General features: G+C 31.8%; 15 protein-coding genes. All 15 read right to left on the reverse strand.

Going from position 1 to position 16,815, the window contains the following annotated elements:
- Nucleotides 1-196 precede the first annotated feature (196 nt).
- The 15 genes from EV214_RS12110 to EV214_RS12170 all read right to left on the reverse strand — a co-directional run bounded on the left by EV214_RS12110 (nucleotide 197) and on the right by EV214_RS12170 (nucleotide 16,746).
- The gene (locus EV214_RS12110) at nucleotides 197-1,300 is read right to left on the reverse strand and encodes an NAD/NADP-dependent octopine/nopaline dehydrogenase family protein (protein ID WP_132246147.1); all 1,104 of its coding nucleotides are present in this window, start codon (nucleotides 1,298-1,300) and stop codon (nucleotides 197-199) included.
- 520 nt (nucleotides 1,301-1,820) lie between these two features.
- Nucleotides 1,821-2,006 carry a YibE/F family protein gene (locus EV214_RS12115; RefSeq protein WP_132246149.1) on the reverse strand — a complete coding sequence of 62 codons (186 nt, stop codon included), beginning with the start codon at nucleotides 2,004-2,006 and terminating at the stop codon, nucleotides 1,821-1,823.
- A complete protein-coding gene (locus tag EV214_RS18950; RefSeq protein WP_207669685.1) occupies nucleotides 1,999-2,349 on the reverse strand; it encodes a hypothetical protein in 351 nt (116 codons plus the stop codon). Before EV214_RS18950 ends, EV214_RS12115 begins: the two co-directional genes overlap by 8 nt.
- A complete protein-coding gene (locus EV214_RS18955) occupies nucleotides 2,306-2,695 on the reverse strand; it encodes an alkaline phosphatase (RefSeq protein ID WP_243116647.1) in 390 nt (129 codons plus the stop codon). Before EV214_RS18955 ends, EV214_RS18950 begins: the two co-directional genes overlap by 44 nt.
- Nucleotides 2,649-2,807, reverse strand: a complete 159-nt coding sequence (locus EV214_RS18765) for a hypothetical protein (protein WP_165916355.1) — start codon at nucleotides 2,805-2,807, stop codon at nucleotides 2,649-2,651. Before EV214_RS18765 ends, EV214_RS18955 begins: the two co-directional genes overlap by 47 nt.
- 66 nt (nucleotides 2,808-2,873) lie before the next feature.
- On the reverse strand, nucleotides 2,874-3,923 hold the full coding sequence (locus EV214_RS12125; RefSeq protein ID WP_132246151.1) for an aldose epimerase family protein: 1,050 nt from the start codon (nucleotides 3,921-3,923) through the stop codon (nucleotides 2,874-2,876).
- A 2-nt stretch (nucleotides 3,924-3,925) separates the two neighbouring features.
- The gene (gene galT, locus EV214_RS12130) at nucleotides 3,926-5,437 is read right to left on the reverse strand and encodes a UDP-glucose--hexose-1-phosphate uridylyltransferase (protein ID WP_132246153.1); all 1,512 of its coding nucleotides are present in this window, start codon (nucleotides 5,435-5,437) and stop codon (nucleotides 3,926-3,928) included.
- Nucleotides 5,438-5,450: 13 nt separating this feature from the next.
- Entirely contained in the window at nucleotides 5,451-6,437 is a 987-nt protein-coding gene (gene galE, locus EV214_RS12135) for a UDP-glucose 4-epimerase GalE (RefSeq protein ID WP_132246155.1), read from the reverse strand.
- 14 nt (nucleotides 6,438-6,451) lie between these two features.
- Nucleotides 6,452-7,627: a galactokinase gene (locus EV214_RS12140; RefSeq protein WP_132246157.1), complete on the reverse strand. Its 1,176-nt coding sequence runs from the start codon at nucleotides 7,625-7,627 to the stop codon at nucleotides 6,452-6,454.
- 140 nt (nucleotides 7,628-7,767) lie between these two features.
- Complete coding sequence (locus EV214_RS12145) at nucleotides 7,768-8,571, reverse strand: GTP pyrophosphokinase (protein ID WP_132246159.1); 804 nt, start codon at nucleotides 8,569-8,571, stop codon at nucleotides 7,768-7,770.
- Nucleotides 8,572-8,752: 181 nt separating this feature from the next.
- A complete protein-coding gene (locus tag EV214_RS12150; RefSeq protein ID WP_132246161.1) occupies nucleotides 8,753-9,430 on the reverse strand; it encodes an HAD family hydrolase in 678 nt (225 codons plus the stop codon).
- Nucleotides 9,431-9,546: 116 nt separating this feature from the next.
- Nucleotides 9,547-10,608, reverse strand: coding sequence for a type I glyceraldehyde-3-phosphate dehydrogenase (gene gap, locus EV214_RS12155; RefSeq protein ID WP_132246163.1), 1,062 nt, complete (start codon nucleotides 10,606-10,608; stop codon nucleotides 9,547-9,549).
- A 179-nt stretch (nucleotides 10,609-10,787) separates the two neighbouring features.
- Entirely contained in the window at nucleotides 10,788-11,744 is a 957-nt protein-coding gene (locus EV214_RS12160; protein ID WP_132246165.1) for a TIGR01212 family radical SAM protein, read from the reverse strand.
- A gap of 49 nt (nucleotides 11,745-11,793) precedes the next feature.
- Entirely contained in the window at nucleotides 11,794-12,198 is a 405-nt protein-coding gene (locus EV214_RS12165; protein ID WP_132246167.1) for a universal stress protein, read from the reverse strand.
- Nucleotides 12,199-12,483: 285 nt separating this feature from the next.
- Nucleotides 12,484-16,746, reverse strand: a complete 4,263-nt coding sequence (locus EV214_RS12170; RefSeq protein WP_132246169.1) for a glutamate synthase central domain-containing protein — start codon at nucleotides 16,744-16,746, stop codon at nucleotides 12,484-12,486.
- Nucleotides 16,747-16,815: the final 69 nt, after the last annotated feature.

Here is a 16,815-nt window from a genome sequence, read left to right on the forward strand (position 1 = left end):
CAATATCTATAGGATAAAAGAAATAACGCTCGAAGCCAACACGTTTCATAGCGTTTTGTGCCTTGAGCGAAGCGAAAGGAATGGATATAATTATGTATAAAATTGCCTATTACTTTTTCGAAAATAAAAAAACGAGATATTTTTCCTCGTTTTTTTTAAGATTCTACTTTAAAAATATAATTCACTCAGATTGATCCTATTTTTTATATCCATTTTGTAGAAAATCTTTTATTTCTTCCAAATTCATTCCACTAAACCCTAACGCTTCAATTGTATTCCCACTTTCCCAATAGTTTTCATCTTTTAGCGCAGAAGCTAGTGTGATTACAGAATCCATTACAGGTGTTTTAACACCCACTAGATCTCCCATACTAGATAAGGCTACTAGAGAACAAGGAGTATCTTCTGTCAGATATCGACTATTCAAATCATTTGGTCCCTTAATTCCACCAAAAGTCTCACTGTCTCTATAACTTTCGTACAAGGTTTCTCTTTTAGGCGCATAGCCCATTTTATTTAATCGATCTCTCACATCAATAGGCATATATCCGAATTTTTCACAAATTGCTTGTCGTTCTTTATCAATTTTTCCAATAACTCTCGCAACAGATGGTGTAATGCCTTCTCTATAATGATAATGCTCCTCTTCAAAATACTCAATTTTACCAGCATTTAATACAACAGGGGCTGGATGTGATACAGGGTTTCCATTGTTTAGTGAACTTTCTAAAACATCCTTTACCAACTCAACTGCTGGATAGCATGGCTTTACACAATCAAACATTTCTTGGTTATATTTAGCTGGAAAAGCAGCAAAATATAATTTTTTACATTCTAATATGATGTGTACACTCGTTGCGCTTGTCTTTCTACAAGCATATGGCAATGTATTTATTTCAGCAATTTTTATCCCATCTAATTTACCTTTTTCATGTAATGCTTTTGCTACAATTAATGCCCCACCTGTGCTTCCTGGCGTTAAAACGATTTTATCTCCTTTTTTCAGATAAGAGGCTATTTCTTCTGCAAACCCTTTTAATGCATAGGATGGTAGTACTGGCATAATTAAATCTGTATCTTTTATAGCTTCCTCTAAATCTGTTGTTACTTTATGAAGCGTTGCTTCCCCCGATTTTGTGGCACCTGTTAAGGTAATCGTTTTCGTTTTTAATAATTCTTCTATATGTCTTTTATGCTTTTCATCCGCATATAATGTAATTTCATATCCCCTTAATGTTAAATCAGCTGCAGCAGCAAAAGCCCCATTTCCTACGCCAATAATGGTAATCTTTTTTGTCATAATATTTATCTCCTTCTTTCATAAATATAATAATAAAACCACTATAAACTATAAGCAGCTCGTAAAAATAGTAACTATTACACACCCATTAAAGCTTGGGTATTTATTAATTATACAAAGCGCAATTCTATGATAGTTCCTTCGTTATTGACAGTATGAATACAATAGAAGGCCTCCTATAATAGGATTTTTTATACAACAATTAAACTTTCATGCAATATACAATCAAAAATATTGGTAGTATAGCACATAATTTTCTGTACTATTTTTAGGCAAAAAAAGTGGACAAAATGTTCATACATTTTGAAAAACAATGATGTGTTATATAATAGTTTTCCTATTGAAAGGATCATATGATGAGAAAATAAACAAATATACAAAGCTTTCTTGAAGAATTTGGAAAAGCTTAATTTTTGCGTAGTTATAAAAAGAAACGTAATTTATTCAACTTTTGATACAATTATACTATATTTTTAGAGGTTTGTACACAATTTTCTGTGAATTATCCATAATATGTATATTATATCTTTTTAAATCTATTTTTGTTCTGTTCTTTAGTAAAATCATAACTTAAAATCACTCCTGCAACAATTGCTGTGATCGGTGCAACTAAAACTAATCCAATACTGCCAACAATGGTCCGCATCATCTCTGCTGTTACAATTTGTAGATTAATCATTCTAACAAAGCTCGTATTCTTACTCATAAAAAGCAAATCCTGACTGTATTAATCCTTTCATGTTTATGTCAGGTTTTTTATATTTAGCAAGCTGCCAATCTTGTCTGTAAAGTTCTATGGCTACAGGACCATATCCTCCGTATTCATTACCTCCTAGTTCTGTTCCTTTATCTACCATATCCATAGTTTTTTCAATTTTTCCTTTTTCTTCAGCTTTTAAAGCATCTAATCCAAAGTTTTCTTTTATATACCCAAAATATGCATCTCTATCTCCTGTATATTTATTTTGCAAAACATCTTCAACAGAAATTTTCACATCTAGAAGTTCATTCATTTTTAAGAAATAATTGTTTCCAAAGCCTAATCCCATACCTCCAGCCCATACCTCCAGTTTCATGATCTCCAACAACTACAATTAAAGTTTCATCTGGATGTTTTTTGTAAAATACATAAGCTTTTTTTACAGCTTCATCAAATGCAAGGGTGTCATATATTGCGCCTGGCGCATCATTGGCATGACAAGCATGGTCAATTCTTCCACCCTCAACCATTAAGAAAAATCCATTTTCATATTTAGATAAAACATCTATTCCCTTTTCTGTTATTTCTGATAAGCTTGGTATTTCTTTCTTTTGCATTCGATCTATTTCATTTTCATTATCTCTGCTTTTATTGTGAGATGCAAATACTACTTGCAATCTGTCTTTGTGATGCACCTAAACCATCTCCTATGAAATAAAATACATATTTAGGTACTTCTTTCGATACTGCTTCTGTTACATTTCCAGAAAAGGTACTGCTTCTAGAAAAGATCCTATTCTCGTCCATAAGAATATCTCTAATAAATAGATGTTTTACACTACTATCTCCCTAAGTTTTTTGATAATACCTTGACTATTTTATATGAAATTTATATTTTGTATAAGCTTCATATGCTTCTGCTGGACGATATATTTTCGTAGGAAAATGATCTTGATTAATCGCATCTGGATAATCTTGTGTTTCAAGGCATATCCCTAAATTTTTCTCTGATTTTCTATTGCCACTTAATATTAAATCTTCTCCTATTTGGTTTCCTGCATAGCATACAACGATTGGTCGATCTGTAGTGACTTCCATGCTTCTTCCGCTGTTTTCGTCTTCCAGTTTTACTTGGAATGCATGATCTTTATTTAGTATCCAAGGATGATCATAACCCCCACAATGAATCAATTGCACTTCTTCTTTTTTCATATCTGTTCCTACTTTTTTTCCTTGTCTAAAATCAAAAACACCTTTTTCTACATCTACAAACTCTCCTGTAGGTATAGTTTCTTTATCTACAAAAGCCACTTGATCTGCATTAATCATTAATTTATGATTTAATATATCTTCTTTTAGATTTCCTGAAAGATTAAAGTACGTATGATTGGTTAAATTAATGATTGTTTTTTGATCACTTACGGCACTATATCTTATTTCTAATTCATCTTGGTTATTTAAAGTATAAGTCACTTCTACACTTAGATTTCCTGGAAATCCTTCTTCTCCATCACAGCTTAAATAACCCATCTTGAGCCTAATATGATTTTTCTGTATGATTTCTTCTACTTTCCAAATAACCTTATCAAATCCTTTATTGCCTCCATGAATATGATGTTTTCCATTATTTTTGACTAATTTATATGTATTGTTATCTATTTTAAATGAAGCATTTGATATTCTACCTGCAACTCTTCCAACGATTGCGCCAAAATAGGGTGATTTTTCTTCATAATCTCTTATATGATCAAAGCCTAAAACAATATTTTCAAATTGTCCATGCTTATTTGGGGCAAGCATTGCTCTTATAATTCCACCATAATTCAATATTTTCACTTTAAAACCATTTTCGTTTATCATGCTATATTCTAAAACTTCTTCACCACTTTTTAATTGCCCAAAACATTCCTTTAGAATCTTCATCCTTATTCTCTCCCTATACCTTCTAAAAACTTCATAAATCCTTGTTGTCCTTTTGGATCACGTTTAAACACTCCAGCATGTTCAAGTCCTGTCATAAACTTTTTGCCTACTTCATTATTTAGTATTTCTTCTACATTGTTTCCGTTGATCTCTGGATATTTAGATTTTAAATCATAAAGCCATTCCTCATGTTTTACCATGTCTTCATCTTGATTGATTCCTCGTTGATCTTTTAATAAAAACTGAGCAATCTTTTCTAATTCATCTTTTAATCTTGCAGGTAATACAGCTAATCCCATCACCTCTATCAAACCGATATTCTCTTTTTTTATGTGGTGAATCTCATCATGAGGATGAAAAATTCCTAAAGGATGTTCATTACTGGTTCTATTATTTCTAAGGACTAAATCTAATTGAAATTCCTTTCCTCTTATTCTAGCAATTGGTGTGATTGTGTTGTGTGGCATATCATCCGTATGGGATAATATTTGAACCGCTTCATCCGTATAGCTTCTCCAGCTATTTAAAATAATCCCTGCTAGTTCTGAAATTTTTCCTTTGTTTTCGCCTTGTAATCGAATAACAGACATTGGCCATTTCACAATACCTACTTCAATATCAGCATACTGCCTATATTGAATATTTCTTTCTATATATGTCTTTGCCATAGGAAATTCATAATTTCCACTTTGGAAATGATCATGGGAGAGAATAGAGCCTCCTACTATCGGTAAATCTGCATTCGATCCTATAAAATAATGCGGGAATTTTTCTGTAAATGATAATAATCTATCAAAAGTATTTTGAGATATTTTCATAGGTGTATGGACTGCCTTTAAAACAATACTATGTTCATTATAATAAGCATACGGGGAATATTGCAAAAACCACATTTCATTTTCTAATGTGATGGGAATAATTCTATGATTTTGTCTAGCTGGGTGATTCACACTTCCAGCATATCCTTCATTCTCCTTACATAGCAAGCATTTAGGATACCCTGTCGCTTTCATAGCTTTGACTGCTGCAATGGCTTTAGGATCTTTTTCTGGCTTAGAAAGATTAATCGTTATATCGATCCCTCCATAAGGCGTTTCTACTTGCCAAATCTTATTTTTAGCAATCCTCGCTGTTCGAATATAGTTCGAATCTTTACTCACTTTGTAGTAGTATTCTGTTGCCTTTTGGGGACTTTCTTCATAATTTTTATAAAAGTTTGCGATTACTTCAGAAGGTCTTGGCATAACACAATTCATTATTTTTGTATCTAATAGATCTCTATAAACAGAACTATCATGTTTTAATACCCCCTGATTATAGGCTAAATTAAGTATATTCTCTATAATTTCTACTGGATTTTCTAATCCTTCTTTAGGAACTTTTACTTCTTGATAATCTTTTAAGCTTAAAACTTCTAAAATCATATTCCTAGAATAGATGCGATCTTCTTCTTTCATCAACCCTTTACCTAATGCATATTGTAGTAATCTTTCGATTTGTACATAAATGTCCATCTACACTCACCTCTTACTCTTCAAATCCATTAGGTTTATTTTGATGCCATTTCCATGCACTTAAAATAATATCTTCTATATTTGTATACTTAAGATGCCATTTTAATTCATTCGTAGCCTTTTTTGCAGATGCTACTAATGTTGCAGGATCTCCTGCTCGCCTATCTGCACTAACTGTTTTAATCGGATGATTCGTTACTTTTCTTGCGGCTTCTATCATTTCTTTGACGCTAAAACCTTCTCCATTTCCTAAATTGTAAATCTTACTATTGCTTCCTGTTCTCAATTTTTCTACGGCTAAGATATGTGCATTTGCTAGATCTGTTACATGGATATAGTCTCGAACGCACGTTCCATCATAGGTATCATAGTCCTCTCCAAATATAGATATATGTTCTCTCTTCCCTAATGGCACTTGTAAAATCAATGGAATTAAATGGGTTTCTGGATTGTGATCCTCTCCAATTTGTGCACTTACATGTGCTCCTGCCACATTGAAATATCTTAAAGAAATATATTTAATGCCATATGCAAAATCAGCCCATTTAAACATTTTTTCCATCGCTAACTTCGTTTCCCCATATGCATTGGTTGGTTCTGTTCTATCATTTTCCCTAATCGGAATATTTTCAGGTTCTCCATATGTTGCAGCAGTTGATGAAAATACAATTTTCTTCACATGATGCTTATGCAAAGCTTCTAACAACACTTGTGTACCATATACATTATTATCATAATACTTAAGAGGATTTTCCATGCTTTCCCCTACTAAAGAGTTTGCTGCAAAATGAATGACTGCATCTATTTCATTTTCACGAAATACTCTATCTAAAAATGTTCTATCTTTAATATTGCCTTCATAAAATTTGGCTTTTTTATGAATTGCACCTTTATGACCTGTTTGTAAATTGTCTACAATAATCACTTCTTCTCCTTGATCAATTAATTCAAATACTGTATGACTACCAATATATCCTGCGCCTCCACATACTAAAATCATACGATCACTCCTTTTTATTCTAGTTCTCTCGCGCCATCCCCAATTGAAACCACATAAAAACTTGCTTCATAACCAATTATTTCAGCATATTGACTGCCTACATTTTTTATAAATGCATCGACCTGATCATTTTTTACAATGCTTACTGTGCAACCACCAAATCCAGCGCCTGTCATTCTTGACCCAATCGTACCTTCTTGCTTCCATGCTAATGCGGCTAAAGTATCTAATTCTTTCCCTGTTACTTCATAATCATCTCTTAAAGATACATGCGAAGCATTCATGAGTTTTCCAAACTCTTCAACACCTCCTTTTTCAAGTACTTCAACGGCTTTCAATGTACGTAAATTTTCATATACAGCATGTTTTGCACGCCTTCTATCTATTTCATGATCAATCAAATGTTTATTTTTTTCAAATTGTTCTTCCGTTAACTCTCCTAATGATTGTATATCTAATTGTTTTTGTAGCTGAGAAAGCGCCCGATCACATTCTGTTCTTCTTTCATTGTATTTTGAATCTGCTAAGTCTCTTCTCTTATTAGAATTTGCAATGATAATGGATGTATCTTTTAAGGCTATATTTGAATATTTGTATTCTAAAGTATTGCAATTTAGTAAAATGGCCTTTCCTTCTTTCCCCATACCAATAGCAAATTGATCCATAATACCACAGTTTACCCCTATAAACTCATTTTCAGCTCTTTGGCTCATCTTAATCATTGAAATCATATCTGCATCTATGTCAAGTAGTCCTTTTAGTACTACAGAAGTAACCAATTCTATAGATGCTGATGACGATACGCCAGCACCATTTGGAATATCACCAAAAAATAAAATATCTATGCCATAATCAATATTATATCCTTCATCTTTAAAAGCTTTTATGATGCCTTTAGGATAATTGGCCCATGCATGATTTTCTTCAAAGACTAATTGATCTAAAGTGAATTCAATGATTCCTAAATCCTTAAAATTATTCGAATAAACCCTTACTTTTTGATCATCTCTTTTCATTGCAACTGCATAGGTTCCAAAATTAAGTGCACAAGGAAATACGTGCCCCCCATTATAATCTGTATGCTCACCGATCAAATTCACACGTCCAGGAGCAAAAAAAAATCTTGTTTTTATCCCTTCATTATTAAATATATTCGTGAAATCTTTATTAATGTCTTGAATCGAAGTCATAATATCATTCCTTTCTCTCTGATCTTCCCTTTGAACGATTTCATTATTCTTGTAATTTATATTTTAGAAATATTACCTTATTCTAGAAATATTTGTATCAAGTATGTGAAAAAAATAAAGAGATGTGCAACCATCTCTTTCTAGTCAAATGCTTTGTATTTGTCAACCATATATTTTATATCATCTGATAAATCATTCAATTCAACAATATTTCCCTTTCCTAGGACTTTATCAAATTTTTCTTGAAATGCATTTACTTCGTTTTCCTTTCCTATATATTGCAGAATTTGAATATTATTTACAATACTAGAAACCGTATTGGATTTTATTTCAAACAATTTTTGTGCATTAATCACTTCATGTCTAATCTCCCACATTTCCTTATCTAGATGATAAGCAGCTTCTGCAGATTTTTTCAATCTTTCTTTAATAGGCTCTGGCACATTTTTTTTGTACTTATAATTAATTGAATGTTCAATGGTAGCCCAGAAATTCATAGCTAGCGTACGTATTTGAATTTCAGCCAAGATCTCTTTGTTTCCAAAGGCAGTTTGTATAGGATATTTTATAATCATGTGATAACTCCTATAGCCACTTTCCTTACGATTTTTTATATAATCTTTCACATAAACAATCTTCAAATCTTTTCCATCTCTTTGTTCAATCAATTCTACTACTTTATATATGTCATCCACAAATTGGCACATGATTCTGATTCCAGCAATATCTTCTATCTTTTCTTCAATTTCATTCTCTGCAAATCCATATTTTTTTGCCTTTTCTAAGATACTAGATACTTTCTTCACCCTTCCTGTCACAAATTCTATTGGAGAATACTCACTAATTTCTCTCAATTCATTTCGAATGGCCTTAAATTTTACTTTTAACTCTTCTACTGCTTGTTCATAAGGTATGAGGATCTTTTTCCAATGTCTCAATCCCATCCCACCTCTCATTCAATTTCTTATGCTTTTTTTATAATAATTTAAACTTTTATTCCATTCAAATAATATCTGCTAACTCTTCCTTTGATACCTCTATTATACATGATTATCCAATATTATTGTAAGATAACACCAACAATTATTCAAGATATTCCTTATCTGTAAATACACGGTGTCCATTCTATTTAAATATGCTTAAAAACCTCACTATATTTCCTAAATTTTCAAACATATAATCTGGTCTATGTTTTATTAATTCTTCTGCACCATGTGCTCCTGTGCATACAGCAATACTTTTTATTCCTAATATTTTTCCACATTCAATATCAAGTGGCGTATCCCCTATTACATAAATATTGTCATAATCATATGTTATACCCTTGAATTCTTGTGCATTTTCTACCGCTTTATGTATAATATTCCACCTTTCTAATGCTTCATCCCCAAAACCTCCGGTCTGAAAATATTTATTTAAATCATGAGATTCCAGTTTTATTCTTGCACCTTTTTCAAGATTTCCTGTTCCTAAAGCATGAAAAAAATTGTAGTTTTCACTACCATATTCAAGAATCTTTTTTACTCCTGGTAAAACTTCAATATATGTTTCTACCTTAAGTAGATCCGTAAGTATATTACAATAGGTATCAAAAAACAATGATATATCTGCATCTATAATATTATTTTTTTGAAAGGCATCCTTTACAATCATAGCATCTAATCTTCCTGCCATTTTTATATCTGTGAAACCATTTTCTACACCAAACATGGTATGAAATGCTTTTTCCATGGCCTCTCTGCCACAACCCCTACTATTGATCAATGTGCCATCAATATCCCATACAATTAAAATTTCTTTCATATGTAGCCCCCCCTTTCAAAAATTTATTTCTTCTCTATTATATCATTTTCTTCCTAGAATTCATTAAAAAATAATCCTGCTTTTCATAAGCAGGATTATTTTTTCTTTCGTCATTATTATGCCATACAATAACTTTCAACATATATTTTACAGTTCTCACAATTATGAATACATTCCATTTCTCCCATATATGAAGCTAAATCAATCACACGATTAGAATATCCCCACTCATTGTCATACCATGCAACAACTTTTAACATATTATCCCCAGTCATCATCGTAGATAAAGCATCTACTATAGATGAACGATAATCCTTTTTGTAATCTATTGAAACCAATGGTTCTTCTGAATATCCAAGGATTCCATAAAGCGAACCTTCTGCTGCTTCTCTTAATTTTTCATTTACCTCTTTTGCTGTAGTAGATTTTTCTAATTCAACCACCAAATCGACTACTGAAACCACTGGAATCGGTACTCTCATAGCCATTCCATTTAGTTTGCCTTTTAAATCTGGCAATACTTTTGCTACCGCTTTTGCAGCCCCCGTTGTTGTAGGAATAATAGATTCAGCTGCAGCCCTTGCTCTTCTCAAGTCTTCATGAGGTAAATCTAATACATTTTGATCGTTTGTATAAGCATGTACAGTTGTCATCAAACCCTTTACGATTTTAAATTCATCGTTAAGCACTTTTGCAACTGGCGCTAAACAGTTTGTTGTACAGGATGCATTAGACACAACATGATGTTTCTCTGGGTCATACTCAATATGATTTACACCCATAACAATTGTTTTATCTTCATTTTTCCCTGGTGCCGTAATAATTACCTTCTTTGCACCTGCTTCAATATGTTTTTGGCAGTCTTCTTTGCTTGTAAATTTCCCAGTAGATTCAATTACAATATCAACACCTAATTCTTTCCAAGGAATTTGCGCAGGGTCTCTATGCGCTGTAAATATGATTTCCTTTTCTCCTATTATAATTGAGTTTTCGGTAGCTTTCACTTCATAAGGAAGGATTCCATATAAGGAATCATATTTAAATATATGTGCATGTTTCTCAGGTCCACTTGTACTATTAATCGCAACAATTTCTATATCTTTCTCTCTTTCTAACCATGCTCTTAATACATTCTTTCCAATCCTACCAAAACCATTAATCCCTACTTTAATTGGCATATTATACCCTCCTATTAGTAGATATATATTTATATATCATTATATATAGTTATTTGTATGTACTATTTATTATATATGTTATATTATATTAAAATAATAACATATATAATGCTAATTGTATACATTATTATATGTTTTTATCAACAAAAAAATCTGTAGACAAAATCATATGATTTTGTCTACAGATTTTTAAATTTTCTTAAAGCTTTGCCATTTAAATAGCTACATCCTTTTCCTTGATAACTATCTAATTGTTCCATTTTTTCATCAATTCTATCTTTTATTTTCCACCAACTCGTATTCCAATTACAAAAAAGTGTATTTTCCTTTGGTGCTCTACCAATTAATCTCTGAAGCACCATATTTGGATTTAAATATTCTAAAAAAGCGATAACATGATCCACATATTCTTCCATAGAAATAATTTCAAATTCTTTATTTTGATACATATTTCCCATCATTGTATTTTTTACAATATATAAGGAATGTAATTTTACTTGCTCTATTTTCAAAGCTGAAAGAATCTTTGCCCCTTCGATAATATCTTCTAATGTATCCCAAGGAAGATTTAAAATCATATGGGTACAAATTTCAAACCCATACTTCTTAATATACATCACCGCATCTATAAACTCTGCAAGAGAATGTCCTCTATTGATTTTTTTTAATGTATGATAATTCACACTTTGTAGTCCCAATTCTATAGATATGTTAATGTCCTTCATTTCTTCTATTTCTTTAAGAAAAGAAAGATAGCTATCATTTATACAATCTGGTCTTGTCGATATAGCAATTTCTACGATATTCTCCCTACAAGCAGCATTTATATATTCCTTAAACTTTTCTAAAGGTAGATAGGTGTTGGTAAAGTTTTGGAAATAAGCAATAAATTTGTTAGCTTTATACTTTTTTTGAATATATGTTATGTTTTTATTCAATTGATCTATTACAGATATACTATTCTCTAAATTTTCAAAGCCTGCGCCTTCTTCGCCACAAAATATACACCCACCCACGCCTACAGTATGATCTCTATTTGGACATGTTACAGGAAGATTTATCGGAATTTTATATATCTTTTCTCCATATTTTTCTTTTAAATATTGTGAATATATCCTATATCTACTGTTTTGCATAGATTATTTCTCCTTTTATAATGAGAAAACTTGATGCATCGTGTGTCTTCTATCCTACTTTTTCTTCTTTCTCTATCGGTACAATTTCAACCTCAATATCTTTAGGTAATTGCTTTTCCAATTTATTTGACACATTTTTTTCATTTTTTTCAAAAGATTGACCTAAAACAATCAAATCTATATTATTTTTCTCTGTTAACTTTTTTAAAGTTTCAAGTACATCATGTGCTCTTACTACCGTCAAATTTGCACCATACGCCTTTGACTCTTCAAATAAATAATCTAGCGCATCGCCATCTTTTGATGTGCCTAAAAAATGATCCCCTTCTTTCGCTACATGTATAACAAATAATTCTCCATTATACGTATCTCGTATTTCAGCACCTCTTCTAATAAGTCTTTCACAGGTCTTTTGCTGTGTTACACATACCATAATATTTTGTATCGTATTCATTATAAGACCCCTTTCGAAAATTCAAATATTTTCTATTCGTCTTTTCTTTTTTTATAATGCTATTTCCTCTTACATTATACTACAAAGAATTATCTCCTGCTAGTATACATAGGATCATAATACATAATACATTTATATATAGCATATTTTAAACATAAGTTTACGCATCTTACTTGTTATTTTAACATTTTTCTTTCAATACCTATTTTTGATACCTAAATTTGTTAGATTTTTTATTTTCGACTTAAACTTTTTATAGGTATTATTGGGATTAAAATCATTCTTCTAATATTTTTGTTCTATTTTTTCTTGATAAATAGGCGAACTTACTTTTACGAATTTATGCACATATGAATACCAATTATCAATTATTTTTTTAGCCTTCCTACTATTTGTCCACTTATAATGTTCATTAATTAGATTTTTTACGTTCTCTATATCATTTGATTTTTCTAAAAGCTTTATTTCTACGATTTGCTTATTGCACTTATTATAAAAGTCTTTATTTTCATCAAGTATATAAGCTACGCCACCACTCATTCCTGCTCCAAAATTTCTGCCTACTGATCCAAGAATCACCACTGTTCCTCCTGTCATATACTCACAGCCATGATTTCCAACACCTTCAACAACAGCTACAGCTCCGCTATTTCTTACACAAAATCTTTGTCCTACTAAACCTTGAATATAAGCTTGCCCAGATGTTGCACCATAAAACAATGTATTTCCAGCAATCATATTTTCAGATGGAATAAATGTTGACTCCTTTGGGGGGGTTATAATAATTTTACCCCCTGATAAACCTTTCCCAAGGTAATCATTTGCATCTCCTTGAAGAATAAAAGTAAGTCCTTTCGTCAAAAAAGCACCGAAGCTTTGACCTGCTGAACCTTCAAATTTAAACTGAATTGTATCATCAACTAGCCCTTTATCTCCATAACGTTTTGCGATTTCACCACTAAGCATCGTTCCTACCGTTCGATCTGTATTTTTAATTTTGAACGTTGCCTCAGTCTTTAATCCTTTTTCTAAGGCATCTTTTGATAACTTAATTAACATTTTATCTAAAATATCATCAATTTTATGATCTTGTTTAATCCTACATTTGTCGATAATGCGAGATGGAAGCTCTGGTCTATAAATAATAGGATATAAATCTAAATTTTTTAATTTCTCTTTATTAAAATCCTTTACCTCTAATACATCAACCCTTCCAACCATTTCATCAATAGTTGCAAATCCAAGCTTAGCCATTATTTCTCTTATCTCATCTGCTACAAAGGTTAAATAAGCAATCAAATATTCTGACTTTCCTTTAAATCTTTCACGAAGCTTATGATCTTGTGTTGCAATTCCAACTGGACATTTATTTATATGACATTGTCTGCACATTACACACCCTAGAGAAATAAGTCCTGTAGTAGCAAATCCATATTCTTCTGCTCCAAGGAGTGCCGCAATGACAACATCTCTTCCCGATCTCATCTTCCCATCAACTTGCACCGTAATTCTACTTCTTAAATTATTAAGCAGCAATGTCTGTTGCGTTTCAGCAAGTCCGATTTCCCAAGGAAGTCCCACATATTTCAGCGAACTTATTGGCGATGCACCTGTACCGCCATCATGTCCACTAATCATAACCACGTCAGCATGACCCTTCGAAACTCCTGCTGCAACGGTTCCAACCCCTACTTCTGATACAAGCTTTACACTAATTCTCGCTGTTGCATTTATATTTTTTAAATCATATATTAATTGTGCCAAATCTTCTATTGAATAGATATCATGATGAGGCGGTGGAGAAATCAAATCTATTCCTGGTATTGAATGTCTCACCTTTGCAATTGCTATTACTTCATGTGCTTCCTTGCTTATCGATCCAAACGACATCCCCGAAATGGTAAATCTCTTTAAAATATTCTCTACAGATTCAACCGCTTCTATAGGAATCCATTTTCTTTTCTTAAATTTTAATAAGCCACGAATGGTTGCTATTTTTGTGTTTTGTTCATCTACAGCTTCAGCATATTCTTTATAAAGCCTATAGTCATTTTCTAAACATGCTTTTCCAAGTTTTTTTACTACTTTTGGATTCAAAATATGATATTCTCCACCCTGTTTATGATAAATTTCTCCACCTATATCTAGTGTTTCATCTAAATTTTCTGTATCTTCATATGCAGATGCATGTCTTTTTATCACTTCACTTGCAATACCATCTAACCCTATTCCAGAAATCTTAGATGGTGTATCTCTAAAATATTCATCAATGACACTTTGATGCACCCCTATAGCCTGAAAAATTTGGGCTCCATTATAACTTTGTATTGTAGATATTCCCATTCTTGAAATAATTTTTAGAAGTCCTGATGAAATTGCTTTACAATAATTATCAAAATATTTTTCAATTTCACTGATGTCTTTTCTATATTTATCATTTTCTACCATCTTGGGGATAATATTGTACACCATATATGGATTTATTGCCTTTGCTCCATAACCCACTAAAAGAGCCATATGCATAACATCTCTCGCATCTCCTGCTTCTACAATCAAATCAGCGGACGTTCTTAATTTTTTACGAATCAAGTGATGATGAACAGCACTTACTGCTAACAAACTTGGTATGGGTGCATTATATCTTCCTATATTGCTATCACTTAATATAAGAATATTATATCCTTCCATCACACTTTCCTCTGCACGTTTACAAAGATATTCTAATGCTTGTTTTAATCCATTTTCTCTATCAATTTCAAAAGTAATTGGAATCGTAATCGCCCTAAAATGATCATCATTAAGATGTCTAATATCTTCTATTTGTTTATTACTTAAAATAGGATGTGCTATTTCAATGTATTTATGCTCTTTTTTTGTTTCTATTTCGTCTAATAGCTTCCCATGACTGCCCATAAACTGTGTTAAAGACATGATTATTTCTTCTCGAATCGGGTCTATTGGTGGATTCGTAACCTGCGCAAAATTTTGCTTAAAATAATTGAATAAAAGCTGGGGTCTTTCAGATAAAACAGCTAATGGAATATCTGTACCCATTGATCCAATTGGTTCTTTACTATTTTTCACCATAAATCGAATAACTTTTTCTAATTCTTCCTGCGTGTATCCAAAAATCTTCTTTTTTAGCCTCAAAGTTTCCTTTCTCATCTTTTTTATCTCATAATGTTGTTTTATATCATCGAGCGTTACTTTATTTCTTTGTATCCAATTTACAAATGGTTTTCTGTTAGCCACTCCTAACTTTATTTCATCATCTGAGATCATTCGTCCTTCTTTTGTATCAATCAACAACATTTTCCCAGGTTCAATACGTCCTTTTTTCTTTACGTCTTCTTGTTTTATTTCAACTACCCCAACTTCAGACGCCATAATAACCAGGTCATTCTTTGTAATCAAATATCTAGCAGGTCTTAATCCATTTCGATCTAATGTTACGCCTACCTTTATTCCATCTGTAAAAGCAATAGTAGCGGGTCCATCCCAAGGCTCCATTAATCTTGCAGTATATTCATAAAATGCTCTTTTTTCTTCATGCATATTTGAATCATTTTGCCATGCTTCCGGTATAAGCATCATCATTACATTCTCCATAAAATGCCCATTTGCAATAAAAAGTTCTAATGCATTGTCAAGTGATGCAGAATCACTACCCCCTAATTCAATAATAGGTAAAATTTTCTTAAAAGTTTCTCCAAATAGCTTAGAATGCATTCCTCCTTCTCTCGCATTCATCCAGTTTACATTTCCTCTTATTGTATTTATTTCACCATTGTGTGCTAGATATCTAAAAGGCTGGGCAAGTTTCCATGATGGAAATGTATTTGTACTATATCTTTCATGCACAATTACAATTGCAGTTTTCATATCTTTATCTTTCAAATCCAAATAAAAATCTTCAAGTTTATAACCTAATATAAGTCCTTTGTATACAATTGTACGGCTAGACAAACTACAAATATAAAAACTCTCTGTATGTGTTTTTCTTGCATTCATTATAATATTTTGCACACGTTTTCTAACAATTAGTAGCTTTCGTTCAAATTCATCTGTACTTTGATTATTTCTATGAATAAATAGCTGCATAACTATTGGTCTTGTTGCGCTCGCTAATTCACCACAAGCTTTTTCATTAACAGGTACTTCTCTCCAACCAAGTAATTTCTGATTTTCTTCTCTTACAACTCTTTCAACAATTCCCTCACAAAAAATACGTACATTTGGTTCTTGTGGTAGGAAAACCATCCCCACAGCATAATTACCATCATCTGTCAATTTTATATCTACTTTTTCAACCTCTTTTTTAAAATAATCATGAGGAATCTGAATCATAATACCAGATCCATCGCCAGTACTAGCATCTGCCCCAACAGCACCCCTATGCTTCAAATTTTTCAATATTTCCAATCCTTTTTTCAATATATCATGACTTTTCAATCCTTTTATGTTTGCAATAAATCCAACGCCACAACTATCTTTTTCCATATTCGGATCATAAAGTCCTTGCTTTTCTGGAAATCCATTTTTATTCATAAAAATCATCCTCCATATTTCTATTTGCGATATTTAAAAGTATGCACTAAAAAGTGTTCCATATGAATT

It is taken from the genome of Marinisporobacter balticus, assembly GCF_004345705.1.
Classification (GTDB): Bacteria; Bacillota; Clostridia; order Peptostreptococcales; family Thermotaleaceae; genus Marinisporobacter; species Marinisporobacter balticus.

What these genes read in the sequence shown, in the direction of transcription:
- EV214_RS12170 (WP_132246169.1), bottom strand. Translation starts at nt 16,746, where the DNA reads ATGAATAAAAATGGATTTCCAGAAAAGCAAGGACTTTATGATCCGAAT.
- gap (WP_132246163.1), bottom strand. Translation starts at nt 10,608, where the DNA reads ATGCCAATTAAAGTAGGGATTAATGGTTTTGGTAGGATTGGAAAGAAT.
- EV214_RS12115 (WP_132246149.1), bottom strand. Translation starts at nt 2,006, where the DNA reads ATGAGTAAGAATACGAGCTTTGTTAGAATGATTAATCTACAAATTGTA.
- EV214_RS12150 (WP_132246161.1), bottom strand. Translation starts at nt 9,430, where the DNA reads ATGAAAGAAATTTTAATTGTATGGGATATTGATGGCACATTGATCAAT.
- EV214_RS18950 (WP_207669685.1), bottom strand. Translation starts at nt 2,349, where the DNA reads ATGGGATTAGGCTTTGGAAACAATTATTTCTTAAAAATGAATGAACTT.
- EV214_RS12145 (WP_132246159.1), bottom strand. Translation starts at nt 8,571, where the DNA reads ATGGGATTGAGACATTGGAAAAAGATCCTCATACCTTATGAACAAGCA.
- galT (WP_132246153.1), bottom strand. Translation starts at nt 5,437, where the DNA reads ATGGACATTTATGTACAAATCGAAAGATTACTACAATATGCATTAGGT.
- EV214_RS12165 (WP_132246167.1), bottom strand. Translation starts at nt 12,198, where the DNA reads ATGAATACGATACAAAATATTATGGTATGTGTAACACAGCAAAAGACC.
- EV214_RS12160 (WP_132246165.1), bottom strand. Translation starts at nt 11,744, where the DNA reads ATGCAAAACAGTAGATATAGGATATATTCACAATATTTAAAAGAAAAA.
- EV214_RS12125 (WP_132246151.1), bottom strand. Translation starts at nt 3,923, where the DNA reads ATGAAGATTCTAAAGGAATGTTTTGGGCAATTAAAAAGTGGTGAAGAA.
- EV214_RS12140 (WP_132246157.1), bottom strand. Translation starts at nt 7,627, where the DNA reads ATGACTTCGATTCAAGACATTAATAAAGATTTCACGAATATATTTAAT.
- galE (WP_132246155.1), bottom strand. Translation starts at nt 6,437, where the DNA reads ATGATTTTAGTATGTGGAGGCGCAGGATATATTGGTAGTCATACAGTA.
- EV214_RS12110 (WP_132246147.1), bottom strand. Translation starts at nt 1,300, where the DNA reads ATGACAAAAAAGATTACCATTATTGGCGTAGGAAATGGGGCTTTTGCT.
- EV214_RS18765 (WP_165916355.1), bottom strand. Translation starts at nt 2,807, where the DNA reads ATGGACGAGAATAGGATCTTTTCTAGAAGCAGTACCTTTTCTGGAAAT.